The 26,997-nt window shown below is 63.0% G+C and carries 25 protein-coding genes; 10 read left to right on the plus strand and 15 right to left on the minus strand.

The features are described from left to right. Window positions 1-19 precede the first annotated feature (19 nt). From AC0L3E_RS05680 to AC0L3E_RS05720, 9 genes are all read left to right on the plus strand, one after another. Entirely contained in the window at window positions 20-1,219 is a 1,200-nt protein-coding gene (locus tag AC0L3E_RS05680; protein WP_473604420.1) for an ABC transporter permease, read from the plus strand. Next, window positions 1,216-2,025 carry an ABC transporter permease gene (locus AC0L3E_RS05685; RefSeq protein ID WP_473604421.1) on the plus strand — a complete coding sequence of 270 codons (810 nt, stop codon included), beginning with the start codon at window positions 1,216-1,218 and terminating at the stop codon, window positions 2,023-2,025. The genes AC0L3E_RS05680 and AC0L3E_RS05685 overlap by 4 nt, the downstream gene beginning before the upstream one ends. Next, the gene (locus AC0L3E_RS05690) at window positions 2,022-3,200 is read left to right on the plus strand and encodes a M20 aminoacylase family protein (RefSeq protein WP_473604422.1); all 1,179 of its coding nucleotides are present in this window, start codon (window positions 2,022-2,024) and stop codon (window positions 3,198-3,200) included. The genes AC0L3E_RS05685 and AC0L3E_RS05690 overlap by 4 nt, the downstream gene beginning before the upstream one ends. Then, entirely contained in the window at window positions 3,200-4,633 is a 1,434-nt protein-coding gene (locus tag AC0L3E_RS05695) for an NAD(P)/FAD-dependent oxidoreductase (RefSeq protein WP_128287618.1), read from the plus strand. The genes AC0L3E_RS05690 and AC0L3E_RS05695 overlap by 1 nt, the downstream gene beginning before the upstream one ends. Before the next feature lie 2 nt (window positions 4,634-4,635). Further along, window positions 4,636-4,998 carry an AraC family ligand binding domain-containing protein gene (locus AC0L3E_RS05700; protein ID WP_164762505.1) on the plus strand — a complete coding sequence of 121 codons (363 nt, stop codon included), beginning with the start codon at window positions 4,636-4,638 and terminating at the stop codon, window positions 4,996-4,998. A gap of 354 nt (window positions 4,999-5,352) precedes the next feature. After that, window positions 5,353-5,985 carry a LuxR C-terminal-related transcriptional regulator gene (locus AC0L3E_RS05705; protein WP_473604423.1) on the plus strand — a complete coding sequence of 211 codons (633 nt, stop codon included), beginning with the start codon at window positions 5,353-5,355 and terminating at the stop codon, window positions 5,983-5,985. Between the two features lie 318 nt (window positions 5,986-6,303). Beyond that, entirely contained in the window at window positions 6,304-9,903 is a 3,600-nt protein-coding gene (locus AC0L3E_RS05710) for a DUF5801 repeats-in-toxin domain-containing protein (protein WP_473604424.1), read from the plus strand. A gap of 77 nt (window positions 9,904-9,980) precedes the next feature. Next, window positions 9,981-11,750, plus strand: coding sequence for a type I secretion system permease/ATPase (locus tag AC0L3E_RS05715; protein ID WP_128307340.1), 1,770 nt, complete (start codon window positions 9,981-9,983; stop codon window positions 11,748-11,750). Then, window positions 11,747-13,096: an HlyD family type I secretion periplasmic adaptor subunit gene (locus AC0L3E_RS05720; RefSeq protein WP_128307325.1), complete on the plus strand. Its 1,350-nt coding sequence runs from the start codon at window positions 11,747-11,749 to the stop codon at window positions 13,094-13,096. The genes AC0L3E_RS05715 and AC0L3E_RS05720 overlap by 4 nt, the downstream gene beginning before the upstream one ends. Window positions 13,097-13,116: 20 nt before the next feature. On the opposite strand, the gene AC0L3E_RS05725 is transcribed toward AC0L3E_RS05720, so the two are convergent. The 8 genes from AC0L3E_RS05725 to AC0L3E_RS05760 all read right to left on the minus strand — a co-directional run bounded on the left by AC0L3E_RS05725 (window position 13,117) and on the right by AC0L3E_RS05760 (window position 21,624). After that, complete coding sequence (locus AC0L3E_RS05725; protein ID WP_128307326.1) at window positions 13,117-13,953, minus strand: sulfite exporter TauE/SafE family protein; 837 nt, start codon at window positions 13,951-13,953, stop codon at window positions 13,117-13,119. A 125-nt stretch (window positions 13,954-14,078) separates the two neighbouring features. Then, window positions 14,079-14,825, minus strand: a complete 747-nt coding sequence (pldH, locus tag AC0L3E_RS05730; protein WP_027039485.1) for a pyridoxal 4-dehydrogenase, SDR-type — start codon at window positions 14,823-14,825, stop codon at window positions 14,079-14,081. 33 nt (window positions 14,826-14,858) lie between these two features. Next, entirely contained in the window at window positions 14,859-16,037 is a 1,179-nt protein-coding gene (gene ppaT, locus AC0L3E_RS05735; RefSeq protein ID WP_128307327.1) for a pyridoxamine--pyruvate transaminase, read from the minus strand. 25 nt (window positions 16,038-16,062) lie between these two features. Further along, complete coding sequence (gene pldA, locus AC0L3E_RS05740; RefSeq protein WP_128307328.1) at window positions 16,063-16,869, minus strand: 4-pyridoxolactonase; 807 nt, start codon at window positions 16,867-16,869, stop codon at window positions 16,063-16,065. Window positions 16,870-16,916: 47 nt separating this feature from the next. Further along, window positions 16,917-17,852, minus strand: a complete 936-nt coding sequence (locus tag AC0L3E_RS05745) for a putative B6 ABC transporter permease subunit 1 (RefSeq protein ID WP_127381740.1) — start codon at window positions 17,850-17,852, stop codon at window positions 16,917-16,919. Between the two features lie 2 nt (window positions 17,853-17,854). Then, entirely contained in the window at window positions 17,855-18,952 is a 1,098-nt protein-coding gene (locus tag AC0L3E_RS05750) for a putative B6 ABC transporter permease subunit 2 (RefSeq protein WP_128307329.1), read from the minus strand. After that, window positions 18,949-20,517, minus strand: coding sequence for a putative B6 ABC transporter ATP-binding protein (locus tag AC0L3E_RS05755; protein ID WP_473604425.1), 1,569 nt, complete (start codon window positions 20,515-20,517; stop codon window positions 18,949-18,951). Before AC0L3E_RS05755 ends, AC0L3E_RS05750 begins: the two co-directional genes overlap by 4 nt. A 78-nt stretch (window positions 20,518-20,595) precedes the next feature. Then, window positions 20,596-21,624, minus strand: coding sequence for a putative B6 ABC transporter substrate-binding protein (locus AC0L3E_RS05760; RefSeq protein ID WP_128307331.1), 1,029 nt, complete (start codon window positions 21,622-21,624; stop codon window positions 20,596-20,598). A gap of 99 nt (window positions 21,625-21,723) precedes the next feature. Between AC0L3E_RS05760 and AC0L3E_RS05765 the strand changes: the two genes are divergently transcribed. Then, window positions 21,724-22,149 (plus strand): hypothetical protein, encoded by a 426-nt coding sequence (locus AC0L3E_RS05765; RefSeq protein ID WP_128307332.1) that lies wholly within the window; start codon window positions 21,724-21,726, stop codon window positions 22,147-22,149. A 38-nt stretch (window positions 22,150-22,187) separates the two neighbouring features. Here the strand turns inward: AC0L3E_RS05765 and AC0L3E_RS05770 are convergent, their stop codons facing one another. From AC0L3E_RS05770 to AC0L3E_RS05800, 7 genes are read right to left on the minus strand one after another with little or no spacing between them, the layout of a single operon-like run. Further along, window positions 22,188-23,198 (minus strand): ABC transporter substrate-binding protein, encoded by a 1,011-nt coding sequence (locus AC0L3E_RS05770; protein WP_128307333.1) that lies wholly within the window; start codon window positions 23,196-23,198, stop codon window positions 22,188-22,190. A 39-nt stretch (window positions 23,199-23,237) separates the two neighbouring features. Further along, window positions 23,238-24,053 (minus strand): ABC transporter permease, encoded by an 816-nt coding sequence (locus tag AC0L3E_RS05775; RefSeq protein ID WP_473604426.1) that lies wholly within the window; start codon window positions 24,051-24,053, stop codon window positions 23,238-23,240. Next, window positions 24,050-24,880, minus strand: a complete 831-nt coding sequence (locus AC0L3E_RS05780; protein WP_128307335.1) for an ABC transporter ATP-binding protein — start codon at window positions 24,878-24,880, stop codon at window positions 24,050-24,052. The genes AC0L3E_RS05775 and AC0L3E_RS05780 overlap by 4 nt, the downstream gene beginning before the upstream one ends. After that, window positions 24,870-25,007, minus strand: a complete 138-nt coding sequence (locus AC0L3E_RS05785) for a hypothetical protein (RefSeq protein WP_164762504.1) — start codon at window positions 25,005-25,007, stop codon at window positions 24,870-24,872. Before AC0L3E_RS05785 ends, AC0L3E_RS05780 begins: the two co-directional genes overlap by 11 nt. Window positions 25,008-25,010: 3 nt before the next feature. Then, window positions 25,011-25,940, minus strand: a complete 930-nt coding sequence (gene fhmpcd1, locus AC0L3E_RS05790) for a 5-formyl-3-hydroxy-2-methylpyridine 4-carboxylate 5-dehydrogenase (RefSeq protein WP_127326716.1) — start codon at window positions 25,938-25,940, stop codon at window positions 25,011-25,013. Next, window positions 25,940-26,560: a glutathione S-transferase family protein gene (locus AC0L3E_RS05795; protein ID WP_127326715.1), complete on the minus strand. Its 621-nt coding sequence runs from the start codon at window positions 26,558-26,560 to the stop codon at window positions 25,940-25,942. Before AC0L3E_RS05795 ends, fhmpcd1 begins: the two co-directional genes overlap by 1 nt. Before the next feature lie 26 nt (window positions 26,561-26,586). Beyond that, window positions 26,587-26,997, minus strand: a complete 411-nt coding sequence (locus AC0L3E_RS05800) for a RidA family protein (protein WP_127267701.1) — start codon at window positions 26,995-26,997, stop codon at window positions 26,587-26,589.

A 26,997-nucleotide genomic window follows, 5' to 3' on the forward strand; every position in this document is an offset into this window, starting at 1 on the left:
GGTCGGGACAAAGCCGGCTATGAAGCGGCGCCAACGGGGCGGCATGCTCGCCCTGTTGACGACCCCGCTTATTCTGTTCGTCGTCATTCTGTTTCTGTGGCCGGTAGCGCGCTTCCTCGCTCTGGCCGTCGACAACTCGGATTTCTCGAACAACCTGCCGCGCACAATTGCCGCTCTGGCGGGCTGGAATGCGGATAGCGGCCTGCCTGGCGAACCCGTCTTTGCAGCACTCGTCGAGGATTTGGCCGACGCGCGGCGCGCCGGGAAGGAAGGCGTCCTGGCGCAACTCGTGAACCAGCGCGTGGTCGGCAGCCGTTTCCTCGTCATCAAGACGGCAAAGGATGCGGCCGACGGCAAGCTCGACATGCGCCCCGTGCGCGACGAGGTGCTCGCCAAACAGGCCGGTTGGAAAAACATCGATCTCTGGCAGGTCATAGCGCGTCAGCAAAGCGCGCGAACGGACTATTATCTGCTTGCGAGCCTGGACCTGAAGCGAGGCGCGGACAATTCGATCGAAGCCGTTTCCGCCGACCGCGCCATCTTCGTCGACGCGCTGCTGCGTACGATCTGGATCAGCATCGTGGTGACCGTCATCTGCGCGGTGCTCGCCGTGCCGCTGGCGCAGGCAATTGTCAGCGCGCCCCCGGCCTGGTCGAAGCTGATGTTCGCGTTGATCCTGTTTCCGCTCTGGACATCGCTGCTGGTGCGCACCGTCATCTGGATCATCGTGCTGCAGAAGAACGGCCCCGTGAATTCCACTCTGCTCGGATTGGGTATCGTCAGCGAACCCCTCGACCTCATCTACACCCGCTTTTCGCTCTATTTGGCGATGGTTCAGGTTCTGCTGCCTATGATGGTGCTCTCCGTCGTCGCTGTCATGCGGCGGGTTCCGACCACCTACATGCGCGCGGCACTGTCGCTGGGTGCGCCGTGGCTCACGGCATGGCGCCGCGTGCAGTTGCCGTTGATCCTGCCAGGGATCCTGTCTGGCGGGGCGATCGTTTTTGTCTTCGCACTTGGCTACTACATCACCCCGACGCTTGTCGGCGGGCCGACCGACCAGATGATCTCCAGCTACATAGCTTTCTACACGAACAGCACACTGAACTGGGGCATGGGTGCAGCGCTTTCGCTGCAACTGCTGATGATCCTCGTGTTGTTTGCGTTCATGTTCTGGACGGCGTCCGTCCTCTTCCGCCGCAAGGCGCATGTCGCATGAGCGCCGACCGCTTCCGGAAGTGGCTGATGTATGCCTATGCGGCGACGTTGCTGGCGTTCATCGTCCTGCCCCTGCTGATCGTGATCCCTATGTCGCTGACCTCGAGCAATTCGCTGGCATTTCCGACGCCGGGCTGGTCGCTGCGCTGGTATGCCGAACTGTGGGTCGACCAGCGTTGGCCGAACGCACTGTGGAACTCGGTCGTCATCGGGCTGTCCACCACGGTTCTGGCGTTGCTGCTCGGCATACCTGCGGCGATCGGACTCGCCTGGGGCGATTTTGCCGGCAAGCGAATCCTCTACGCGATCATCGCCGCGCCCTTGGTGACGCCAGTCGTCATCGTCGGCGTCGCGGCCTTTTCATTCTTCGCCACACTGGGACTCGTCGGCAACAAGCTATCGATTATTCTGGTGCATACGGCGATGGCCGTGCCTGTGATGCTGACGACTGTCGTCGCCAGCCTTTCGACCTTCGACCGGACGTTGGTTCGCGCGGCGGCATCGCTCGGCGCCGGCACCATGCGCACATTCTTCAAGGTAGTGCTGCCACTGATAGCGCCGGGCGTCATTACAGGGGCCATCATCGCCTTCATCATCTCTTTCGACGAAGTCGTCGTCGCAAGTTTCCTCTCGACAGGCGCGGAGCGAACCTTGCCTCGCATGATCTTCTCCGGGGTTCGCGAATCCATCAGCCCTGCCATCGCGGCCGTCGCTGTGCTGCTGATCGCATTCTCTGCGACCCTGCTTGGTGTCATCGCCATCCTTCAGGGCCGCTCGCAAACTCTCCGCGCAAGGGCATCGGCATGAGACTGGTTCCATCGGTACAGCAGTTGGAGACCGAGATGACGACCTGGCGGCGGCATCTGCATGCCAATCCAGAACTCGGCTTCGAAGAGTTCGAGACGGCGCGTTTCGTGGCGGACAAACTGCGCTCGTGGGGCATCGAGACGACCGAAGGCGTCGGACAGACAGGTGTCGTCGGCACGCTCAGGGGCAGGCTCGGCGCTGGTCGCAGTCTTGGCATCCGAGCCGACATGGACGCCCTGCCGATGACCGAGGCGCGGCCGCTGCCGCATGCATCCCGCATTCCCGGGAGGATGCATGGCTGCGGCCATGACGGTCACACGACGATGCTGCTCGGCGCAGCCTCGGCGCTTGCCCGCTCGCCCGACTTCGCCGGTACCGTGCATTTCATTTTCCAGCCGGCCGAGGAGGGTCGAGGTGGGGCACTCGCCATGCTGAATGATGGCCTTTTCGAGCGTTTCCCTTGCGATGAAGTCTACGCGCTGCATAATTGCGAACGGCCTCTCGGCGAGATCGCCGTCCACCGCGGAACGGTGGCCGCGGCGGCCGATCGCTTCGAGATCGTCGTCCATGGAAGGGGCGGCCACGCGGCGATGCCGCATCTGGCGATCAATCCACTCCCCGTCGCCGCGCGCATCCTGCTGGCAATCGAAGCCCTGCCCGGTCGCCTGACCGATGTGCACTCTCCGGCAATCGTCACCGTTGGCAGCCTGCGCGCCGGCGAAGCCTTCAACACCATCCCCGATGCGGCGTTTCTGACCGGCACCGTGCGCACCTTCGACCACCAGGTTCAAAAGACGCTGGAGATGGCAATCCGCCGCATCGCGAAAAACGAGGCTGAAGCTTTTGGCGCCAGCGTCGATATTCGCTACGAAACGCCCTTCGCGCCGACGATCAACACTCAGGCGCAAGCCGACGCGATGATCGCGATTGCGAACGAGGTGATGGGCTCGGAACGTCTCGTCGTCGATCCGCCTCCCGAGATGGGTTCTGAAGATTTCTGCTACATGTTGGAACAGCGGCCGGGCTGCTATTTCTTGCTTGGCCAGGCGGACGACGCGCACCAGGCCGCCGCGCACGACACCAATTACGATTTCAACGACGCTATCCTGCCGATGGGCGCCAGTCTTTGGGTCAGGCTGGTGGAGCGCCGCCTGTCCGCGGCAGGCGCATCGTGATGCAGTTGCCGGAAAAAGACATCCGCTGGCGGAGCCATTGGCTGCGGCAGGCATTGCCCGAGGACCCGGACCTTGCGCCTCCGCTCGAAGAGACAACGCAGGCCGACATCTGCATCGTCGGCGGCGGGTATCTCGGACTGTGGACCGCCATTCGCCTCAAGCAGCACAATCCAGGCTTCGACGTTGTCATTGTAGAGCGCGACATTTGTGGTGGTGGCCCGAGCGGCCGCAATTCCGGAATGGTGCTTTCGGCGTGGACCAAATACAGCGCGCTTGCCGCGCTGCGCGACGGAAACGACGCGCTTTCGATCATCAAGGCATCCGAAGCCGCGATCGGCGGCATCGAGGCTTTCTGCAAGGCCGAGGCAATCGACGCCTGGTTCGATCGCATCGGCTGGATCTGGGGCGCTACGTGCGAAGCACAGCTTGGCGCCTGGGACGACGCGTTAAACAAGCTGGCAGCGCACGGCTACGTCCCGGCGCGGCGAGTTTCGCGCCCGGAGATCGCGGCGATGGCCGGTACGACGAGCCACCTTGGCGGTGCGTTTGACGCTTCGTCGGCAACTGTGCATCCAGGGTTCCTGGTGCGCGGCCTGCGTCGTGCAGCGCTGAACCGCGGCGTTCGGATCTATGAAAAGTCGCCGATGAAGCGGTTTTCGCGACGTGGCAAGCTCACGGTGGAAACGGCGAAAGGAACTGTGTCCTGCGGCAAGGTCGTGCTTGCCATGAACGCCTGGTCCGGGGCGATTCCGGAACTGGCCCCTGCGATCTTCAACATCTCCAGCGACGACGCCATGTCACAGCCCATTCCAGACCTTCTCGACAAGGTCGGCTACCGCCGGGCGCCGCTGATGATCGATTCCCGCGTCTTCGTTGGCGGTTGGTCTCCGACGCGCGATGGTCGGCTGTCCGTCGGCGTCAGCGGTGGCGTCATTGGCTTCGGCGGCATCGTCGACCAGCGTTTCCATGGCCTGTCGCCACGGGTCGCCGAAATGCGTCGCGTGCTGCGGGATGGCCACCCGGCGCTCGCCGATTTCCCGCTCGAGACATCGTGGAACGGCCCGATCGACCGGACGGTCAGCGGCGTCCCGCTGTTCGGCGCTTTGCCCGCCAACCGCGATGTCGTCTACGGCTACGGCTTTTCCGGCAATGGCACGACAATGGCTTATATCGGCGGCGAGATCCTCACCGGCCTGCTGACTGACGGCGAATCGGAACTGACGCATTCGGCGCTGGTGCGTCCGGTGGCGCGCGGTTTCCCGCCCGAACCCTTTCGCTTCGTCGGTGCGCATTTCGTCCGTGGCGCGGTGCGTCGGCGCGACGATCTCGAACATGCCGGGCGCAAGCTGGATCCGGTGACGAGATGGCTCGCCGGGCTGGCTCCGTCCGGCGTCACTCCCTCCAAAGCCAATCTTCGCGCAAAGAAAGGATGACAATGTCCAAGGCCAGGGTTTTCAAGCACAGCGAGTTGACTCTGAAGCCATCAGTCACGCCTACCGGAACGTCGTCGATCGCGCGCGTGATCAATGCCGAGATCAGCCGGACCATGGGCGGTGGCATTGAGTATCTGGAGAACGCCTCGATCGACTGGACCGTGACCTATGACGAGGTGCTGTTCATCCATGAAGGCACGCTGACGATCGAACTGGATGACGGCCGCCACGAATGCCGCCCCGGCGACATCGTCTGGCTGCCCAATGGCACGCATCTGAAATACATCGCAACCGAGCGCACCGGCTATTTTTACTGCCTGTACCCGTACGACTGGGCCGCGCGGCAAGGGACGGTAGAACCTTGAAGTGACAGGCATATCATAGGTTCGCCTTTCACCGCGCAGTTCCGGGGTAGTGAAACAGCTGTTGGCATCTCCGCGAAGTACGCATTGCAGGTCAATATCGTCGGCTGCAAAGCGTCACGCTTGGAAGCGATTTCATGGTGATAGCGGCCAGGAAGGGCAGCTAGCCAGCTTCCCGCCCAAGTGCGATGCGAGATGTCCGCTGATCCGCCTGGCAGACGGCGGATTGTCATTATAGCAACATGTATATTAGCTATTACTTGACAATAGGCCTAGGCTCTGGTTTCCTGATTTTACGGGTACTTAACCAAGTTCGTTGCGTTTTTTACGGACGGTGTTCGCATGTCGACGTTGGTCGTGGCGGACCCGCGAGGGGTATATCTCGCCGGTCTGGAATGGGTTTTGCAGAAGGCTGGACACGATGTTGTCGCCCAGTGCCGCCGCCCTGTGGACGTTCTCGCTCATGTGGAGCGCCATCAACCTGATATCGTCATCGTGGGCGTGGATCTCGCGGACCAGCAGACATCAGGTCTTTCCTCACGGCTGAAGGCCGGCAACAGCGCTCTCGGCATCATCTTCATCGTGCAGCCAACCGGTAGGCTCGATGTCAGGGAAATACAGACGCTCGACGTCGACGGCCTGTTTCTGGACGGCATCAGCCACCGCTTTCTCGTCGAATGCGTGAATGCGGTGGCGGCGGGTAAGAAGTGGATCGACAACAAGATCGTCCAGCAACTGCTGATGCCCGGGTCGCAGCCGCAACCAATGTCCCGGCTGACCGGGCGGGAGACCGAGATCGCCGATCTCGTCTCGCGCGGGCTGCGCAACAAGACCATCGCGCAGCGGCTGCATTTATCCGAAGGCACGGTGAAGATGCACCTGCATCACGTCTACGAGAAGCTGCATCTCGGCGGCAGGGCGGAACTGGCTTGGGTGGCGCACGGCAAAGGCGCCGAGCGTCCAGGAACGGGCCGAACCGGCCTGCTCTGACCGCCCCTCTCTCATCGCACTGACATTGTACGCAAGGCAACGGCCGGAAAGCCGCTGACGGCATCTGCCTTGTGCCGGCGCGGCCTCTCCCAGCGCCCGCCAGCCTGATCTATCGAAGGATATATATCGTTCGATCAGGTGCGGACATTGACCGCAATACTATCGAAGCGGGAATGGACGCGTCCTCTGCGCCGGCGGCACAATGAAATTGGAGGGGCGCATTTCAGTATGCGACCGGCTGCACCGGGGTAGGTGCATTTCCGGCATTGGGGGCTGCATCCCTTTTCCAGAAAGCATTTTGAACCAAGGAGAATCTCCATGGCACTCGACATCGCAGCTCAAGACATCATCATCGACGAGACAATCGGTTTTACGGACGATGATATCAATCCGGCCATTCCGCCATACGACACCAACCCCACGGTGCAATATCTCCTAAGTCTCGACGATCCGGGTGGGTTGACCTCGCCTGAGGTCGCCTTCCAGGCCAACTTCGTGGAGGCCTCGGCGAGCGCGGGAGAAACCATCACCTCGGTCGTTCTCTCACAGAACCTCGCTGGAACCCCGTTTTCCACCACCGTCGGCGTGAACAGCGGCATTCAGACGGTCGATGGCAATTATGTCTGGCTGTTCCAGGACCTAACGCATCCAAACGTCGTGATCGGCGTCATTGGCACCTCTGACGCGGGCACTGAGCCCGCCGAGACCGGGCCGCTCGCCTTCTCGTTCGCCCTGATCAACACCAGCAACACCAATGCGGATTTGTATACGGTCCAGTACGTGCCGTTGTTCCATCCGGACGAGACCAACCCGGACGACCGCATCAATCTGGAAGACGCAGTGTTCGCCTCCGTTGCGGGAACCTCCGTGGTCAGTTTTTTGGGCGAGGACGCCGCGCCCGGCAACAATGATTTTTACTTGATCAATTCGCCCGATGACGCTTCCAAGCAGCTTCTGGTGATAGGCTTGAACGGTGGCACCGCCAACGTGAGTGAAAAGGGCTTCGGCGTCAACAACCAGAGCATTAATCCGGGCGAAACGCTCCAGGTCGATTTTGTGACCGGCGGTGATCTGGCCGCGGGTGATGCCTCGGAAATCCAGTACGATAGCCATCTCGAGACCGTCACGCGGGCCGGATTCACAATCAACCAGATCACGCCTTCTACTCCCACTGATCGGGTGGACGTCAGTATCGCTGCCTTCAACAATACGGGCAACGATCAAGGCACGGATTTCTTTGACGGCACCGCGACCAACCTCGTGAACATCACCAGCCTCACGTTGACGGGTGAATCAGGGTTTGCGTCCACCATCATCGCCAATGGCACCTATGCCACTGGGAGCGGCAACGTCACCGTCAGTGGGCTCGGCACGGGCATAGTCACCATCACCGGACTCGACAACGTCACCACCGTCGATGTCATCACCAGCAGCCCAATGGATCGGCTGCAGGTATCATCGGTCGATTCAAACGAAGGGCTCGATATCTCCGAGTTCCATTTCTCGACGACGAACACCAACGCCCACAGCGAAGAGGTCGGCTCCTTCATCAACTTCGACGATGACGGGCCGGCGGTGACAGCGGACGGCACTGTTCCGCCGCTGATTACCGACGATACCGACATTCCCGATACAGCGTCGGCAAGCTTCGCATCGGTCTTCAGCGTCGACGCCGGCGCCGATGGTCTCGACGGCATCACCTTTGCGCTCGACGTCAAGAGCACCGCTGTCGACAGTGGCCTCGACGACATGCTCAGCGGCGACAACATCCTGCTGCGCGTCAACCTCAATGGCCAAGTGGAAGGTTACCTGGAGAACGACACGGCTACGGTCGCCTTCCTGATCACCGTCGATGCCACCGGCGAGGTAACGCTGACCCAGAACCGCGCGATCGTCCATAACGATCCGGCAGATTCGGTGGAGAGCGGTGCTTCGGCGGCGGCACTTGCCGCGGCCGACCTCGTGACACTGACCGCGACCGCCACCGATGGTGACGGCGACACCGATGCTGCAACCGCCAATATCGGCGACGCCTTCCAGTTCGAGGATGACGGGCCGAGCGTGACCGCTGACGGTACGGTTGCGCCGCTGACCACCGACGACAGCGATCTTTCCGATACCACATCGGCAAGCTTTACTTCCGCCTTCAGCACCGACCTCGGCGCCGACGGCGGCGCCGTCACCTATGAGCTCGGCGTCAAGAGCGCAGACGTCGACAGCGGCCTCGACGACACGCTCAGCGGCGATAACATTCTGCTGCGCGTCAATGGCAACGGCGAAGTCGAAGGCTATCTGGAGAACGACACGGCTACGGTCGCCTTCCTGATCAGCGTCGATGAGAACACCGGCGAGGTAACGCTGACTCAGGACCGTTCGGTTATCCATAACGATCCGGCAGATCCCGTGGAGAGTGGCGCTTCGGCGGCGGTACTTGCCGCGGCCGATCTGGTTACTCTGACCGCGACCGCCACCGATGGTGACGGCGACACCGCCGAGGCAACAGCCAACATCGGCACTGCTTTCACCTTCGAGGATGACGGCCCGACGATCACGGTGCCGTTCGACGGTGATGCCTCCGGTGGTGGTAGCGATGGTACCCACGAAACCCTGGCTAATGCGGCCAATGCGTCCGCCACCGGAGCCTTCGGGTACGACATCGGCGCGGATGCTCGCCCGGGCGCGTTCTACGATGCCACGCACTCTGACTTCGTCGACCAGGATGGCGACCCGCTTAATGGCATCCAGATCGCACTCACCGGCTCGATCACCGGCGGCGGCGGGGGGAATATCCTTACCCCGGACGTGACGCTTGTGTCGGAGAGTGCAACCTCCGCGACCTTCGACTTCAGCTTCACCTACGACAAGGACCCAGCGGATCTCGTCCAGCCGGGCACGGCGGGCGGCACCCTCGTCTTCGACAAGGAGGACGGCACCTATACCATCACTCTGACCGACCCGCTCGAAGGCTTCAGCTTCGACCTTATCCACACCAGTGAACTCTTGTCCAAGCAGCCCACGAGCAATACGGGCCACCCGCAGATCGTGTTGGAACAATTGCAGGCGGATGACGGGACCACACAGAATGTGGACGAAGACTTCTACGTGCAGTTCACGGGCAACGCGATCAACAGATCCAACCCGTTCGGATTGACGAATAACGGCGAGGGGGCATCCAATCCCTTTGACTCCTCATTCGCCTTCGGCGCTCACGACATGGTGAGCAACGACAATGAAACATGGGTGTCTGCGACGCAGAACACCAACGGTGTCGCCGGTGACACGATCCAGAAAGGCGAATTGCTCACGTTGCGGTTCTTCGACAACAATGTCGGTATCGCAACCGAGGTGCAGCAGACACCGCAGACGTCGGCTTTCGCCGGCAGCATGGCCATCGAGTTCGACGGCATCGGCAACAGCGAGGACCTGATGCTGATCCTCAACCTGGCCGACAACGGTGCCGACAACATTTTCGGCACCGCGGACGACACTTCGATCACAAGGGCTATGTACGTGCAGAACGCCGACATCTTCAAGACGGGTCAGGCCCCGTCCCCGTACAGCTCGGAGTTCACGCTCGACAACAATGACGGCCTCGTGATCATCGAGCAGAACGACTACAACGCAGCCGGCGAAGAGTACCTGCTGCAGGGTGTCCAGATCATGCAGTCGGGCAACGGGATCACCGGCAGTGCCATCGACCTGATCAGGGAGACCGGAGCTGGCGGCGGCAGCAGCGTTGCGACCAACGATCTGGTGAGCTTCGACGGCGCTGACAACGACGTGCTGAAGATCGTGGACATCGCCTTCAGCACGACCGTGACCGAGACGCCGTCAGCCAGCCTCGACTTCGCCTTCCAGGTGGCGGACGCGGACGGGGATGTGACAGACATGCAGCACATACTTGTTGATGTCGCCTGACACTTGACCAACGGGGGCAGCCGATGCTGCCCCCGTGCGCCTCCCGCGATCTCTTGCACGGAGATGTCATCCAGATGATGAGAACCAACCAACAGCCGCCTGCCCTGCAGGTGGTGATGAAAGAGGCCAGACGCGCCATCCGGCCGCTTGTCTGGTTCAGCGGCGGCATCAACGTGCTGATGCTGACCGGGGCGCTCTATATGCTCCAGGTCTACCACCGCGTGTTGTCCAGCCACAGCCTGGAAACGCTGGTGATGCTGTCGCTTATGGCGGCAGGGGCACTCGCGGCAATGGCGGGGCTGGAGGTGGTGCGCGGGCGTCTTCTGGCTAAAGTCGGATCGTGGATGAACGCGCGGTTGGCACCGGTTCTCCTGACCGCATCCGTGGAATATGCCGCCTCGGCGCCCGGTCATGCCAACGCCCGTCCGCTGCGCGACCTGGATCAAGTGCGGAATTTCTTCACCAGCCCGAGCATCTTCCCGATTCTTGACGCGCCTTGGGCACCGTTGTTTTTCGCCGCCATATTCGTCATGCACCCCTGGCTGGGCTGGTTGGCGCTGTGCGGCGGGATTGTCCTCTTTGCGTTGGCATTGCTCAACGAATACGTCACTCGCAAACCGTTGACCGATGCTGCAAATGCACAGTCGCGGGCATACGTGCAGGCCGAGGCGACGATCCGCAACGCCGAGGTCGTCCAGGCGATGGGTATGCTAAAGCCGCTGATGGAGGGCTGGAAGGCACAGCAGGACGAGGCGAACAAAGGACAAGTTCTTGCCGCTAACCGGGGTGGGGTCATCGCGGCCATCGCGCGTTGTCACCGGCTGGCCCTGCAAATGGCCATACTCGGCCTCGGTGCCTATCTGGTTCTTCGCAACGAGGCCTCGCCCGGTATCATGATCTCCGCCTCGATCCTGATGGGCCGCGCATTGTCACCGGTCGAGCAAGCGATCGGCACCTGGAAGGCGACGGTCGGAGCCCGTGCCGCTTACCGGCGCCTCACCGCGGTCGCCGTACAGCACCGAGAGGCCACACCGGTCCTGCCACTGCCCCGTCCGAAAGGCAGGTTCGAGGCCGAGAACCTTGTGCTTGCCCGGCAGGGTGGCGAGCATATCCTGAAAGGGATCAACTTCCGCCTCGAGCCGGGTGAAGCGATGGCGTTGATCGGTCCGAGCGGGGCTGGCAAGACGAGCCTGGCGCGCATACTCGCCGGTGCCTGGCGCCCGTCCGCGGGGCGCGCCTTGCTGGACGGAACGGATGTTGCCCAATGGGCGGCGGAAGACCGTGGTCGTCATGTCGGCTATCTGCCGCAGGACATCGAGCTCTTCGCCGGCACCGTGTCCGAAAACATTTGCCGCTTTGCTACGCTCAACCCGGCGGTCTTCAACAAGGTGGTCGAGGCCGCACGGTTGGCGGGAGTCCACGAGCTGATCAAAGGACTGCCGAAGGCGTACGGCACCGAAATCGGCGAAGCGGGTGCGATACTGTCGGGCGGGCAGCGCCAGCGCATCGGGCTGGCGCGGGCACTCTACGGCGACCCCGCGCTGCTTATCCTCGACGAACCCAATTCCAACCTCGACAGGGAGGGCGAGGAGGCATTGATTGCCGCGCTCGGCGTGGCCAAGGCGACGAATACGACCGTTATCCTTATCGCGCACCGCGCCAGCATTTTGGACAAGGTAGACAAGATACTGGTCCTCAACAGGGGTCAGCAAGATCTCTTCGGGCCGCGCGACCATGTCTTCAACGAACTCGCCAGCCGTGTCGGCAAGGTGGCCCATTTGCCCAAGGCGGCCCAGTTGCCAGCCCTTGAAGTGGTGAAGGAAATCAAAGAGGTCAAGGAAGCATGAGCCGCCCCCCCGAATTGAAGGTCGTGCCGCTGCCCCTCGCGCCGCCCTCTCTCCTGGAGCCGCAACCCCTCCGTCTCACCGGCGTGACGTGCACCGGCTTCGCGATCATGTTCCTGTTCTTCGGCGTGGCCGGGGGATGGGCGGCCCTGGCGCCGCTGGACAGCGCTGCGGTGGCGTCGGGCGTGATCAAGGTCGCCGGCGACCGCAAGCTCATCCAGCACCTCGAGGGCGGCATCATCGCGGAGTTGAACGCCGCCAACGGGGATATCGTCAAGGCGGGCAAGATCCTCGTCGGGCTCGACGACACGCAGGCAAAGGCGCAGCTCGACCTGATCCAGAACCGGATAGCAACGCGTGAGGCGCTGGCCGCGCGTCTCAGGGCCGAGCGTGACGGCAAGACCGAGATCGAGTTCAATCCGGCGTTGCTCGCAAACCCCGCGATCGCCGTGAAGGACGCGGTGGCAGCACAGCGTGACGTGTTTACAGCGAAGCACCACAATCTGAAGGACGAGCAGGAAATTCTCGGCCAGCGCCGTCACCAGGTCGAGGAAGAGATAACGGGGCTGGAGCAGCTTGTCGTCACGGAAGACAAGCAGATCGAGGCAATCGAGGGTGAAAGCAAAGACCTTGAGGGTCTGCTCAAGAAAGGGCTGACCACCCGCGAACGGAACTTGTCGCTCAGACGCCAGCAGCGGGAGATCGAGGGCGAGCGCGCCACCAATGTCGCGGCAATCGCCCGTGCCGGAAGCGCCATGGCTGAGATCGACATGCAGATCCTGAACCTCAACACAGTGCGCCTGAACGAGGCCGTCGACGAGTTGAGCAAGGTCGAGGCGGAGCTGTTTGACCTCGGACAGCAGGAGCGTTCCGCCAGGGACGTGCTTAGCCGTACCAACGTCGTCGCGCCGGTTGACGGCATCGTCATGGAGCTGAAGGTCCATACGGCGGGCGGTGTCGTGAAACCCGGTGAGACATTGATGACGATCGTACCGCTCGGACAACAACTCGTGGTCGAGGCTATGGTCAAGCCGGAGGATGTCGAGACGATCGCACCCGGACAGCTCGCGCGCGTCAGCTTCCCGGCCTTCGCCCGCTACAACCTGCCGCCGCTCGAGGGCGTCGTGGAGATCGTGTCGGCTGACCGCATGGTTGAGGAGCGCAGCGGCGCACCGTTTTTCGCCGCGACGGTTGTGATCGACAAAAGCGAACTGGGCAAGCTGGAGGGCCGCAAGCTGCTGCCCGGCATGTCGAGCGAGACGATGATCCGGACGGGGACCCGCACCGTGCTCTCTTATCTCGCCGAGCCGATCACGCAGAACTTCCGCCGGGCCATGCGGGAAAAATAGCCGTAGGCCGTCCAACGAATTCAGGAAAGCAGCATTCGCCCGGCCGTGATCGCCAGGAAGAACGCAAAGGCAAGCTTCAGGTAGCGCGGGTTGAGCGCGTGGGCGAGCCTTGCGCCCAGAGGAGCGAACAGAAAGCTCATGGGCGCTATGACGGCAACCGCCGGCAAGCTGACATAGCCCAGGCTGAGCGGAGGCCTGCCTGCACTTGCGAGACCCGACCAGATGAAGCCGGCCACCGCTGGAAGCGCGATAAGCAGGCCAAGCGCCGACGACGTGCCGACGGCCCGGTGCACCGGAAAGGAGAAGCTGGAAAGCGTCGGCACCGACAGTGTGCCGCCGCCAATTCCCATGAGCGAAGAGACAAAGCCGATCACAGCAGCGATCGCGCGGTTCATCCAGCCGCTTTGCGGCAGGTGATCGGAGATCACGAGGTGCTTCGGCAACGCCATGTTGACGGCCACCAGCAGGCCGACCACGCCGAAGACCAGCCGCAAGCCGGCGCCCGGGATAAATTTCGACATGATGCCGCCGATGAGGGCACTGACGAAAATGGCCGGTCCCCATAGTGTGAGCAGTGCCCGGTCGACATTGCCGCGCCTGTTGTGCGACCGCATCGACGAGATCGAGGTGGGGATGATGACCGCAAGCGACGTCGCGACAGCCAGATGGCTGATCACAGCAGGCGAAAAGTGGAACAGGCTAAGCACCCAGAACAGCACCGGGACGATGACGATGCCGCCTCCGACTCCCAGCAGACCGGCGAGCACGCCGGAGGCCATTCCGGTCATGGCCAGGCCGGCGACCAGCATTGCAATCGTCAGCCCGTCGAAAACCGACGTGTCGAATCCGAAGTCCACTGTGATTTTTCCTTGATTGGCCATTTGCGGCACGGCCTTGCGGGCACGGCCGCGCTCATCCGCTGTTGCGACCCAAAATGCAGGTCGCCCGGAAGGGTCGTAGCGGTTTTGGGATGCGCTTTTGGCTAGTGGCGCACCATCCCGGCGTCGACATTGAGGGTCTGGCCCGTGATCCAGCGCGCATCGTCGGAGGCCAGGAACGAAACCACGTCGGCGATATGTTCCGGCTGCCCCTTGCCTTTCATCGCCTGCAGCATCTCGACGAAGCCGAACGCCTCGTTGTGCGGGCTCGCCTTGACGCCGTCGCTCTCGATCAGGCCGGGCGTCACCGCATTGGCGGTGATGTTGTATTTGCCAAGCTCGGTGGCGAGCGCCCTGGTGAAGCCGATGACGCCACCCTTGGCCGCGACATAGGCCGCCATGTTCGGCGTGCCGGCAAAGAAGGTGTTGGATGCGATGCTGATTACCCGTCCGGCCTTCCCCGCCGCACGCATCTGGTCCGTACCGGCACGGCTGACGATGAAGGTGCCGGTCAAATTGACGTCGATGATCTTGCGCCAATGGTCGAGATCGACATCGTCCCAGGCGACGAACGGCACGATGCTGGCATTGTTGACCAGGATGTCTATGCCCCCGGTCAGGGCCTGGATTTCGGCGAAGAGTGCCTTGACGGATGCCGGATCGGAAATGTCGGCGGCGATCGCCCTCGCCTTTCCACCTATCGCCGCGGCCGCCGCCCCGGCGCCTTCGGCATTGATGTCGCTGACGATGACGGTTGCCCCGTCGGCGGCAAGCCGCGCTGCGATCGCCTTGCCGATACCCTGCGCGGCGCCTGTAACCAGGGCCGTCTTTCCCGCAAGCCGTTCAGTCATGAAAATGCTCCCTCAATCCGTGGTGATGTCTGTTCAGGCGTCGGCGTCGATCACGGCCAGCGCCGCGTCGATGCCCTTGCCGATCGCCAGTTTCTGGCCGGCCGCGTTCATGGCGCCGCCCAGTGCCGTCAGCGCCGCGATCGCCCAGATCGGCTGGGCTGTCGGTCCCATATGGCCGATGCGCGTCAGCTTTCCCAAGGTCTCGCCACGGCCAGACGAAAACACCACGCCGTAGCGGGCGCGCGCGGCCTGGCGAAGCGCCTTCTCGTCGACACCGTCGGGCGTGCGGACAGCGGTCGTGGTCGGCGACGCGATGCTGTCGCTGGCAGCCCAGATCGACAGGCCCATCGCGGCAACGCCGGCGCGCATGGCCTTGGCGGTGAGTGCATGGCGCGCCCACACCGCCTCCGGTCCCTCATTGAGGTAGAGGTCGAGCGCGACATCGAGCCCGTTGATCTCCGAGACCGACGGCGTGAATGGAAACGGCTTGTCCCGCGACCACGCATGCTCCCAGTCGACGATGCTCAGCATCGACGCGCGCGGCGCCAGGGGATTGGCCTTCATCTTGGCCCAGGCCCGCTCGCTGACACCCATCATCGTCAGGCCGGGAGGCGCGCCCAGGCATTTGTTCGGGCCGGTGACATAGATATCGGCCTTGCAATCCTCGGGATGCGTCTTCATGCCGCCAAAGGACGAGACCGCATCGACGATGAGATAGCCGCCATGCGCCGAGACCAGCGCACCGATGGCGTCGATCGGATTGATGGTGCCGGACGGCGTGTCGTGGTGGCAGACGGAAACGACGGTGATCTCCGGATGCGCCTTCAGCATTGCCTCGACCTCCTGCGGATCGATCGCCTCGTTATAGGGCACCTCGATCTCGAGCAGATGTGGCGAATAGCGCTTCGCCCAATAGCCGAACCCCTTGCCGTAAACGCCTGAGGCAAGGTTGAGCACGACATCGTCCGGCGTGATCAGCGAGGCCGCGGCGGCCTCCAGGCCAAGCACCGGCTCGCCATGCAGGATGACCGGCTTGTTCGACAGCCGCATCGCCTTTTGCGCCTTGTCGACCACACCCTCGTAGAAGAGCTGGAACGCCGGGTCGTAGTCGTACAGCACCGTACGCCCGAGGCCGCGCAGCACTTCGGCATAGGCATTCACTGGCCCTGCGGTCAGAGTGATGACCGGATCGGCATGTTCGAGATAGCGCATCGTCTTGGTCTCCGGATTGGCGGGGTCAGCCGTAGAATTGCGTGCCGGTCCTGTAGGTCTTGAAGTTGTCCATGTCGTGCGAGTACATCAACTCGGCGCCATGGTCCTCGGCAAGTTTCTTCACCTTGCGCATCGAATTGACGCCCGCCACCGGATCGATGTGGAAGGCCGCCTGGCACAGCGTTTCAAGGCTCTTCTGCGTATAGGCCGCGTCGATCGTGAACATGATCGGCTTGCGCTTGGGGAAGTCTACCAGCAGGCTGTAATGGCCGATCGAATGGCCGGGCGTCGAGATCAGCCGGACGCCCCTGGCAAGCTCGACGTCGCCATCGATGCCTTCAAAGGTCGAGTTCGCCCGTGTCGTTCCTGCAAGCAGTTGCCCGGTCGCGCCACGCGCTTCGGCAGCCTCCGCCGAAAAGCTCAGATCGGAATAGCCGAGATGCTCGAAAGGCTCGGGATTGCACGCCTGCGGCACCTCGGTCCGGTGGCAGATCTTCTTGGCATGCGGAAAATACTTGTTGCCGCCGCAATGATCGAAGTGGAAATGCGAGTTGACGACGACGTTAATGTCCTTCGGCTCAAGGCCGAGCAGCGCCAGGGCGCCGGGGATGGTCTGGTGCTTTTCCTGGATCGGCTTTTCGAACGGCAGCACCTTCATCACATGATCGTAGTCGTAGCCGGTGTCGATGAGGAACCGGCCCTCGGCATGTTCGATCAGGATCGAATAGACCGGGAAGCGCACTTCGCCGCCAGGGCCGCGATTCCAGAACACATGATAGCCGTCGAGAACGAGCGATCCGCCGTCGAGCAGATAAACCTTGGTATCCGACATTCTTGCCTCCTTTATTGGCGCGGGTCCCGTCCGCGCATGAATTGTCCTCAGCGCGCGCCGCGCTCGTATGGAATGCCGAGCGCCGCCGGCAGGCTCGCCCGCCGGCCGAACAGCACCAGCATGATCATCACCGCCAGGAACGGCAGCATCTGGATGATGTCGGTCGGTATGTTGATGCCGGCCACCTGCATGGCCGTCGTCAGCGACAGGCAGACACCGAACAGCAACGCACCGAACAGCACCCAGATCGGGCGACCGCGCGCCAGCATGGCCAGGACGATGCCGAGAAAGCCCGCGCCATTGGTGATGAACGGAATGAACAGCCCAGCCCCGACATTGGCGAGATAGGCGCCGCCGAGCCCAGCCAGCGCTCCGGTCGTCAACACGGCGACGGTGCGGGTCCGCACGACATCGATGCCGGCGACATCGAGCGCGGCCGGCTTGTCGCCTGCCGCCTGCAAATTGAGGCCGAGTTGCGTGCGCCGATAGAGGTAGCTCATGCCGAAAACCAGCGCGACCGCCAGATAGACGATCAGATGATGCTTGAAGAATGCAGGCCCGATGACCGGGATGTCCGAAAGCAGCGGAATGACGGTAGCATCCGCCGCGGGCAGGCGCGGGTAGCTGCGTGAGAACTGGAAATGGTGGAGCAGTGCCGTCAGGCCCTCGAGCCCCAAGGTCAGCGCGATGCCGATGACGATCTGGTTCAGCCCGATGCGCACGCAAAGCAGCGCCATGACAAGCGCCACCGCAGCACCCCCGGCGGCACCGGTGAGAAAGCCCAGCCACAGCGACCCGGAATAGAAAGCGCCGACAAAGCCGAGATAGGCGCCGGCCAGCATCATGCCTTCGATGCCGATATTGAGCACGCCCGCCTTCTCGGAGATCTGCTCGCCGAGCCCGGCAAGCAGCAGCGGGATCGCCGCGGTGACGGCGCCGAACAGGAGCGCGCTGAGAAAGACTTCGCTGAACAGCCCGGTCATGCCTAGGCCCTCCGCGACTGGTTGTATCGGTGATCGAAATATTCGGCGAGCGCGAGCACGATCAGCACGATGGAAACCAGCACCAGAGTGAAATGATTGGGCACGCCGAGCCGGCGCGCCGCGCTCTCACCGCCGATCGAAAGCACCGAAAGCAGGAACACGAAGCCGATGGCTGCAAAGCCGTTCATGCGGGCGAGAAACACGGCGGGTATCACCGCAAGCCCATAGGCGGGATTCCAGTCGGCGCGGACATTGCCCTGGACGCCGATGATGTCGACGGCGCCGGCAAGGCCGGCAAGCCCTGCCGAAATGGCGAAGACGGCGACGGTCAGGCCGGGGACACCGAGCCCCGAGTGAACCGCCGCGCGTGGATTGGCGCCGACGATCCTCAGCTTCAGCCCGAACGCCGTACGCGTCATCACCAGATGCACGATGACGATTGCCGCCAGCCCAAGCAGCAGGCCACTGGTGATGGTCGTTTCGAACAGGCGCGGCAACCGATCTTCCACCGGCAGCGTGCGCGTCTGCGGCACGGTCGTGTTCGGGTCGCGAAACGCCAGCTTGACCAGCACATTGGCGAGCGAGGTGCCGAGGAACGTCATCATCAGCGTGGTGATGATCTCGTTGACGCCCTGATAGGCACGCAGCAGGGCCGGCACCAGCGACCAGATCATCGCCACCGCCATGGCGATAAGGAACGAGCAGAACAGCGCCAGCCAGGCTGGCATGATCTGCACGAACACGGGAGCGCTGGCAGCCGCCGTCACCGCGCCAAGCAGGAACTGGCCGTCGCCGCCGAGATTCCACATGCCGGCGCGAAAGGCGACGATCAGGCCGGCGGCAAGAAACAGCAGCGGCGCCATGCGCGTCAGTGTCTGCTGGATGCCGAGCGGCGAGAACAGTCCCTTCTCCAGCACGAAGCCGTAATAGGCGAGCGGGTCGACGCCGACCGCAAGCAGGATACAGCCGGCTATGACGAGAGCGATGAGGATCGGGCCGAGCGTCATTAGCAGCCGATGCGCGATGTCGCGGCGCGTCCTTGCCCCGCTCGTGGCATCGAGTGCGGTGGCACTGACCGTGGGTGCGGTGTCGATGCTCATGCGGCAAGTCCGATCATCAGGCGACCGACCTTGGTGCGGGCGTCGTCTACGTTCTCGACGGTGCCGACCAAAGCTCCGTCGGCGATGACGGCGATGCGATCGCACAGACCAAGCAATTCCTCGAGGTCGGTGGAGATCAGCAGCACCGCAAGGCCACGCGCCGCCGTGTCGCGAATACGCTGGCGCGACGCCAAAGTGTTGGCGAGATCGAGACCGTAGGTCGGCTTGTTGAAGATCACCACCTTGGCGCCCTCAGCCAGTTCTCGCGCCAGAAGCACCTTCTGGATGTTGCCGCCGGACAGCCTCGCGACAGGCGTCTTCAGGCTCGGCGTACGCACGTCATATTCGCGCACGAGCTGGGTGGCGCGCTTGTCGATCTCCGCGCGCTGCTCGACGCCGTTGCGCCAGAACGGGGCCGCGCCGACCTGCTTGAGGAAGAAGTTGATCGAGACCGGGAAGGTTCCGACAGTGCCCTCGCCCAGCCGGTCGTCGGTCAGGTAGCGAAGGCCGCGCCGGCGGCGCTCGCCGACGCTCAGCGTCTCGATGGCGGCGCCGTCCAGCCGTATCGAGCCGCCGGCAGCTGTACGCTGGCCGGCCAGCGCTTCCGCCAGTTGCTTCTGGCCGTTGCCGTCGATGCCGGCAATGCCCAGGATCTCGCCCGGGCGGATGTCGAAGGAGATCGACGACAGGCCCGGCGCATTGTCCGTCGGCGCGACCGCCAGATCCGCGACCTGAAGCAGCGGGGCCGTTCCGGCGCGGGCAGTGCGGACAGGACGCTCGACGGCTTCCGGGTCATCCTTCTGCTTGCCGAACATCAATTCCACGATCTCCGAGACGATCTCCTGTTCGCCCAGCGCGCGAAACCGCTCGGGCGGGATCTCGCCGACCTTGCGGCCAAGCTTCAGCACCGAGATTCGGTCGCCGAAGGCAGCCGCCTCCTTGAGCTTGTGGGTGATGAAGACGATCGCCAGGCCCTGCTCGACGAGGCGGCGCATCAGCGCGCCCAGTTCGTCGATACCTTTCGGCGTCAGCATGGAGGTGGACTCGTCAAGGATGAGCAGCCGACTGTTGCGCAGCATCGCGCGCAGGATCTCGACCTGCTGCTGCTCGCCGAGCGACAACTCCGATACCTTGGCTTGAAGCTTGACGGTGATGCCGAGCGTGCCGGTGATCTCGGCGACGCGCGCCGCCAGTTCCTCGGTCCTGGGGCGCTGCCACCACGGCCCGCCAAGCAGGAAATTTTCCGCCACCGTCAGCGTCGGCACCAGCATCATGTGCTGGAATACGGTGCCGATGCCGAGTGCCAGCGCATGGCGCGGCGAGGTGATCGGCGTCGGTTTGCCGTCGACCAGTATGCGTCCTTCGTCCGGCTGCTGCAGGCCTGACAACATGCCGATCAATGTCGATTTTCCAGCACCGTTCTCGCCCAATAGCACATGCACTTCGCCCGGGCGGATCGACAGGTCGACGCTGTCATTGGCAACGATGCCGGGGAACCGTTTGGTCACGCCTTCAAGCGCGACGATGTCGCGCCCGGCAACGGACGATGAAGAAAAACCGCTCATGAAAGCCCAGCACCAAAAAAACGGGAATCGTCCGGAGGGGTGAACGGATCACCCCTCCGGCAGCCGACCGTGATCGCCTTACTGGGCGACGCTGGTCATCAATGCCCTGACGGCGGCCGCGTCATAGACCGGCTCAACCTTGATCTTGCCGGAAATGACGTCCTCGCGCAGCGCCTGGATTTCCGTCCAAACATTGTCCGGGACCGCAGCGGTCTTCAGCAGCTTGACCGAGTCGTCCTTGAGGCCGATCGTATAGTGTTTGGTGCCGAACGTGTCGGCCTTCAGGTCGGCAATCATCGCCGCATAGACCGGCTCGATGTTCCACACCACCGACGACAGCAGGAAGCCCTTGTCGATCGGTGACTTGTCGCCGATGACGTCGATGAAATAGACCTTGCCGCCATCGGCTGCCTTGGTCGTCTCGACCGCCTGCAGCATGCCGAAGCTCGAACCGTTGCCTTGGCCGAAGATGATGTCGGCACCCGATGCGATCACGCTTTCGGTGACGCGCTTGCCGCCGGCCGCATCGCTGTAGGCGGCAGGGCCGATCACCGCATAGGTGATCTTGACCTCAGGATTTTCCGCCTTCACGCCTTGTGCGAACGCCGCCGACTGCGAATTCCACGATGGCGGTTCGCCCGAGACGACGATGCCGACCGACTTGGAACGCGACACCTTGGCGGCGAGACGGCCGGCGAGATAGGCACCCTCGTGGCCGCTCAGCGTATAGTCGGCGACGAGGCCCTTCTCCAGGCCGGCTGGCGTGTCGACGATCGCCACCGGAACTTTCAGTTCCTTGGCGATTTCGGGCGCCGAGGTGTTGTAGCCGCTGGCATGCGCGATCAACAGGCTGGCGCCGTCGGAGGCAAGTTCCCGCAAGGTCGGACGAACGTCGCCATAGCCGAGCCCCTGGGCCACGACCACTTCGACGCCGGCGGCCTTGCCCGCCGCCTTGGCGGCGTCGATGCCTTGCTGGTTCCAGCCATAGTCCGTGCCTTCTTCGGGCGTCAGGATGGCGATCGACTTGACCTCGCCGGCAAGCGCGCCGCTCATCAAGACACCGGTCAATATAACTGCACTTACACTGCTCTTAAGAAACTTTAACATGTTACCCTCTCTGTTGTTTACCAATCAATATTCTTATTGTTATTGCGCAAAAGCGAGATAGACTGCCTAGGAAAAATTACATTGTGGAGCTCAGGCAAAGTGAAGATCCGTTATGCCCTTCCGGTGATGCTGGCGTTGTCGTCCTTCGCCAACGCGGTTGAGTTGCACCATGTCACCGTCCGCACCGGCACTGACGGGCTCGACATGGTTCCGTTGACGATCTCGAATGCGGGCAGCGAAGGCCTCTCCTGCAACGCCGACTTCGCCCACTGGTATTCAGCCGGGATCGCAACGGTCGAGCCGGGCAAGAAGACCCGCGTCGAGCTCTGGTTCGATGCGAAGACCGGCACGTTCACGATCCTCAACGACAAACGCGAGAACCTGCCCGTCGAGCGGCTGTGGTGCGGTCTGGCGAGCCGCGCATATGCCACCCGCGTGCAGGTCACGCTCGACCGCACCGATGCGGCGAAAGGCGAGCGTGATGTGTCCTGCGGCATCGCGCGGGACAGCCTTGTCTGCCGGTAGGCGCTCATCGAGCTTTCCGTTCGAACACCGCGCGCCCCTTATTCTTTTGCCAGGAATGCGTCGGTGAAGACGTCGTCCGCCGACAGAGCCGCCTTGAGCACGCCCTGGTCCGTCAGCGTCTTCAGGGTCTCCTCCCACTGAGTCTTCGTCATCCAGCCGAGACCGTGTTCCTTTGTGTCGGGGCTGCTGAACGTCGAGGCGATGTCGGCGTTGATCTGCGCCAGCAGCACATCCTTTTTCTCCGCATAGCCGGGCGCCGCCTTGGCGGTGATCTCGGCAGCCTCTTCCGGGTGTGCCACGACATAGTCGAAGGCTTCCCTGTAGGCCTTGACGAAGCGGCGTACGACGTCCGGGTTGTCCTTGATCATCGCCTGCGAGGTGAACAGGCCCGAGCCATAGGCTTTCCACCCATGGTCCGCCCCCATCATGATGCTGAGCGAGCCGGGGCCTCCGGCCTTCGCTTCCAGTTCGGGAACCTCCGCATCGATATAGCCGACGACCGTCTGAACCCGGCCAAGCAGCAAATAGCTTTCATAGGGAGGCGAGACGCTGTTCAGCGTCATGTCCTTTTCGGTCAGGCCGTTGGCGGCCAGGAAACCCTTGAAGAAGATGTAGGTGGAGCCGGCCGGATGAATGCCGATGGTCAGTCCCTTGAGGTCGGACGGCTTGGTGAGCTTCAGCGTCTTGGCCAGCGAAATGATCCCCAGCGGCGAGTGCTGGTTGACAGCCGCCAGCGCCACGACCGGGACATTCTGCGACCGTGCGACGGCAAGCGTGGGAAGATCGCCGAACCCGAAATCCGCGTTCTCATTGCCCACCAGCCGCATCGCGTCCGGCGAGCCGGACCCCTTGCGGATCTCGGCCACATCGATGTCGTTCTTGGCGAAGAAGCCCTTTTCCTTGCCGACGAAGAACATGGCGTGATTGCCGCGCACCACCCAGTCAAGCTGGACGTTGACCTTGTCGGCCGCCAGAGCCGCGCTGGAGAAGCCGAGCGCGCCGACAAAAGCTGCCAAGGTAGCTGCCTTGATAAGTGACCGTCTCAGCATGTTTTGTTCCCCTTTATGAATTTGGTTGATCGAGTGGGCCTAGGACTGGCTGAATTTCGGCGCCCACGGCACCACGATGCGTTCGAGGATTTCGGCGGCGTAGTAGAAGGCGATGCCAAGCACGGAAACGAGCAGCAGCGCTGCGAAGACCAGCGCCGTGTCGAGCTGGGTCGAAGCGAACTGGATGACGTAGCCGAGACCGTCCGACGCCCCGGCAAATTCGCCGACGATGGCGCCGATCACGCTCAACGTGGCGGCGATCTTGGTTCCGGCCATAAGGTTCGGCAGCGAGTGCGGAACGCGGATCCTGAACAGGATCTGCGTCTGGCTGGCCCCGACCGAATTCATCAGCGACAGCAGCGAGCGGTCGACCGATTGCATGCCCGCCAGCATGGAGAGCGTCACCGGGAAGAAGGCGATGACCAGGATCAGGCCGATCTTGGGCGCCAGCCCATATCCGAACCAGAGGATGAAGATCGGCGCGAGCGCGACTTTCGGCACGTTCTGGAACAGCACCACCAGCGGATACAGGGCGCGTCCCAACCAATCGAAGCGCACGATGATCAGCGCAATGGCGAGGCCGACCACGACCGAGACCAGGAAGCCGAACAGGATCTCGCCCGCCGTCACCAGCGTCGCCTGCATCAGCGTGCCCCATTGCGCGACCAGCGACTTCGCGATCTCGGACGGAGCGGGAATAATGAAAGCGGATATGGCAAAGATCCGCACGGCCGCTTCCCACGCCATGATCGTCACCAGCAGGAGGATAACCGCCGGCAGCCAGCTGCCGGTCGCCGCACTCCAGCTGGAGGCGAGGCGCGGCTCGGAAAGATCGGTGATGGGCTGGTCGCTCAAGACGCGCCTCCCGGTTGATGGCTGGAGCGCAGCATCGTTCGCAACTGGACTACCAGCCTGACGAACTCCGGATCCTCGGTGACCGACAGGTCGCGCGGATAAGGCAGCGCAATGTCGAGGCTCTCGGTGATCCGCCCCGGCTTGATCCCCAGCACGTGGACATGGCGCGACAGATGGATGGCCTCGTCGATGGAATGGGTGACGAGCACGATCGTCTTGCCGGTCCGCTGCCAGATCTCCAGCAGCGACTGGCCCATCGAATCGCGGGTGATGGCATCGAGCGCGCCGAACGGTTCGTCCATCAGCAGCACCGCCGGATCGAGCGCCAGGGCCCGTGCAATGGCGACCCGCTGGCGCATGCCGCCCGACAGCTCGTTTGGCCGCTTGTGGGCGCTGTCGCCAAGCCCGACCAGTTCCAGCATCTCCTGCCCGCGCGCCCGCAGATCCGAGCGCGACAGCGACTTGTCGGCAATGCCGAGCAGCAGCGAGGCATTGTCGACGGCGTTTTTCCAGGGAAGCAGGTTGGCGTCCTGGAAGACGAGACCGATCATCCGCTTGCGCGCCGCCTCGATCGGCGCGAGCCCGGCGATCGAAACGCTGCCCTGGGTCGGCTGCACCAGCCCGGCCAGCACCTTGAGCAAGGTGCTCTTGCCGCAGCCGGAAGGGCCGATAAGGGAAACGAACGATCCCTTTGGCACCGAAAGATCGATGTTGCTGAGGATCAGCTGCCGGGCCATGACCACCGAAACGCCCTTGGCGGAGATCAGATCGTCATGGCGGATATGGGCCGGCCTGTCGCCGGCGGCTCGGATGGTTTCAATGCGCATGGCTTGCCGCCCCGCGCGCTGTTTTCTGCCGCACCCGCACCATCTTGATGGCGAAGGCGCCCTTCACACAAACAGCCGGCCGGTGGAACTCCTCGAACCGGCCTGCCCTGTGCGCACCATGTGACATTGGCTACTCCCGGCCTTCCAGGATGCGGCGCACCGCGACGAGCTTGCGCGCCCGTTCACCCTGTAGCGCTTTTGTCTGCTCGGGCGTGTAGGCAAACATGCCCTCGCCCGACTTGATGCCGAACTTAGACGCAGCCGTCTTCTCCAGCACCATCGGCGCGACATCGTCGCGGTTGGACAGATCGGCATTCAGGAAGGACGAGACGGATTTGTAGATATCCAGCCCCGCCATATCGAGCAGCGCCATCGGGCCGATGACGGCAATCTTGTAGCCGATGCCCCACGACACGCAGGTGTCGAGGTCTTCCGGCTCGATGACGCCGCGCTCGACAAGATCGACCGCCTCGCGCAGCAGCGCATAGAGCACGCGGTTCTCGACGAAGCCTGGAACGTCCTTCTTCACCACCACCGGCAGCAGGCCGATCGAGCGTATGAGGTCGCGGATAACAGCCACGGTTTCAGGCGCGGTCTTCTCGCCGCCGATCACCTCGATCATCGGGATGATGTGCGGCGGGTTCGACCAGTGCATGCCGACCATCCGCTCGGGATGCGAGATATGCGCCTGCAGCTTGGTGATCGGGATGCCCGACGTGTCGGACGCGACGATGACGGACGGGCCGATCAGCGGATCGATGTCGCGATAGGTCTGCGCCTTGATCTCGATATTCTCGGGCACGTTCTCGATCACCAGTTCGGCGCCATCGACGGCCTCGGCGATCGTCTCGACGAAACGCACGCTGCCGGCGCCAGTCCCGGGCGCCTCGATGTCGAGACGGTCGAGCACGCCGCCGGCCAGATCAAGCATGCCGCGGGCGCGCTCGATTGCCCCTGGCGAAACATCATACGCCGTCACATCGAGCCCGCCGCGCGAAAGCCGCGCGGCGATACCTGGACCCATCGTTCCCAGTCCGATGAGAGCGGCGCGCTTGATCATCATGCCGCCTTTGCGGGAGCAGCGGTGGTTGCCGCCTTGAAGGCCGGCCGGGCGGCGATTGCGGCCACCCAGCGCTCCAGATTGGGCATTGACGGCCGGTCGATCTTGAAGTCGACGCAGCGCTTCAGGATCGGCGCGCAGGCAATGTCGGCAAGGGTCAGCTTGCCGAGCGCCAGGAAGTCCTTGCCGGCCAGGTGGCCGTCGACGATCTTGAGCTGCGCGACAAGGTCCTTCACTTGTTCCTTGTATTCGGCGGTCTGTTCTTCGGGCGTGAGCTTGGCGCCCTTGAAGGCCGCCAGGTAGCCCGGATTGACCGCAGCCAGCAGGAAGTCCATCCAGCGCTCGACCTCGGTCTTTTCGGCCGGCGTGGCGCCATTCAACTGTTCGCCGCCGGATGCCGCGAGATAGCGCAGGATGGTGTTGGACTCCCAGATCACGGTGTCGCCGTCGACCAGCGTCGGCACCTTGGAGGTCGGGTTGAGCGCCTTGTATTCCGCAGTCTGCGTGTTCTCGAACTGGCGGCCATAATCCTCGCGCTTGTAGGAGGCTCCCAGCTCTTCGAGCATGAAGAGCACCTTCTGGACGTTGCCTGATGTCTGGCGGCCTAACAGCTTGTACATGTCGTCTCCTCGCTAGTGTCCAGGGTCTACTTGCTCGCCGGGAGCGGCTTGTAGACGATGGCGTCCATTTCGATCTTGGTGTTGATGACCGCTTTTGCCTCGACGGTCGTGCGCGCCAGAACGGCGTCGCCGATCCCTTCGAGGAACGCCTTGTTGTAGCGGCCGAAATCGCGCGTATCCTCGAGATAGGTGGTGATCCGCACGACATCCGACAGCGTCGCGCCTTCATGCGCGATGACGCGCGCAATGGTCTTCAGCGTCGCCAGCGTCTCTTCCTCGATCGTGCCGCTGATCACGTTGTTGTTCTCGTCCTTCGGCACCTGGCCCGAGACGAAGATGAAATCGCCGGCACGCACCGCCGGATGAAACGGCAGGTTCGGGTTCTTGTTGCCGATGGCGTAGTGGCTGGCGGATTTTCGCGTGCTGTCGCTCAACAT

The sequence above is a fragment of the Mesorhizobium sp. WSM4822 genome, from assembly GCF_055811155.1.

Bases quoted from the DNA above. Each gene is read 5' to 3' on its own strand.
- AC0L3E_RS05680 (WP_473604420.1), top strand. From the start codon at position 20: ATGAAGCGGCGCCAACGGGGCGGCATGCTCGCCCTGTTGACGACCCCG.
- AC0L3E_RS05685 (WP_473604421.1), top strand. From the start codon at position 1,216: ATGAGCGCCGACCGCTTCCGGAAGTGGCTGATGTATGCCTATGCGGCG.
- AC0L3E_RS05690 (WP_473604422.1), top strand. From the start codon at position 2,022: ATGAGACTGGTTCCATCGGTACAGCAGTTGGAGACCGAGATGACGACC.
- AC0L3E_RS05695 (WP_128287618.1), top strand. From the start codon at position 3,200: ATGCAGTTGCCGGAAAAAGACATCCGCTGGCGGAGCCATTGGCTGCGG.
- AC0L3E_RS05700 (WP_164762505.1), top strand. From the start codon at position 4,636: ATGTCCAAGGCCAGGGTTTTCAAGCACAGCGAGTTGACTCTGAAGCCA.
- AC0L3E_RS05710 (WP_473604424.1), top strand. From the start codon at position 6,304: ATGGCACTCGACATCGCAGCTCAAGACATCATCATCGACGAGACAATC.
- AC0L3E_RS05715 (WP_128307340.1), top strand. From the start codon at position 9,981: ATGAGAACCAACCAACAGCCGCCTGCCCTGCAGGTGGTGATGAAAGAG.
- AC0L3E_RS05720 (WP_128307325.1), top strand. From the start codon at position 11,747: ATGAGCCGCCCCCCCGAATTGAAGGTCGTGCCGCTGCCCCTCGCGCCG.
- pldH (WP_027039485.1), bottom strand. From the start codon at position 14,825: ATGACTGAACGGCTTGCGGGAAAGACGGCCCTGGTTACAGGCGCCGCG.
- ppaT (WP_128307327.1), bottom strand. From the start codon at position 16,037: ATGCGCTATCTCGAACATGCCGATCCGGTCATCACTCTGACCGCAGGG.
- pldA (WP_128307328.1), bottom strand. From the start codon at position 16,869: ATGTCGGATACCAAGGTTTATCTGCTCGACGGCGGATCGCTCGTTCTC.
- AC0L3E_RS05745 (WP_127381740.1), bottom strand. From the start codon at position 17,852: ATGACCGGGCTGTTCAGCGAAGTCTTTCTCAGCGCGCTCCTGTTCGGC.
- AC0L3E_RS05750 (WP_128307329.1), bottom strand. From the start codon at position 18,952: ATGAGCATCGACACCGCACCCACGGTCAGTGCCACCGCACTCGATGCC.
- AC0L3E_RS05755 (WP_473604425.1), bottom strand. From the start codon at position 20,517: ATGAGCGGTTTTTCTTCATCGTCCGTTGCCGGGCGCGACATCGTCGCG.
- AC0L3E_RS05760 (WP_128307331.1), bottom strand. From the start codon at position 21,624: ATGTTAAAGTTTCTTAAGAGCAGTGTAAGTGCAGTTATATTGACCGGT.
- AC0L3E_RS05770 (WP_128307333.1), bottom strand. From the start codon at position 23,198: ATGCTGAGACGGTCACTTATCAAGGCAGCTACCTTGGCAGCTTTTGTC.
- AC0L3E_RS05780 (WP_128307335.1), bottom strand. From the start codon at position 24,880: ATGCGCATTGAAACCATCCGAGCCGCCGGCGACAGGCCGGCCCATATC.
- AC0L3E_RS05785 (WP_164762504.1), bottom strand. From the start codon at position 25,007: ATGTCACATGGTGCGCACAGGGCAGGCCGGTTCGAGGAGTTCCACCGG.
- fhmpcd1 (WP_127326716.1), bottom strand. From the start codon at position 25,940: ATGATCAAGCGCGCCGCTCTCATCGGACTGGGAACGATGGGTCCAGGT.
- AC0L3E_RS05795 (WP_127326715.1), bottom strand. From the start codon at position 26,560: ATGTACAAGCTGTTAGGCCGCCAGACATCAGGCAACGTCCAGAAGGTG.
- AC0L3E_RS05800 (WP_127267701.1), bottom strand. From the start codon at position 26,997: ATGTTGAGCGACAGCACGCGAAAATCCGCCAGCCACTACGCCATCGGC.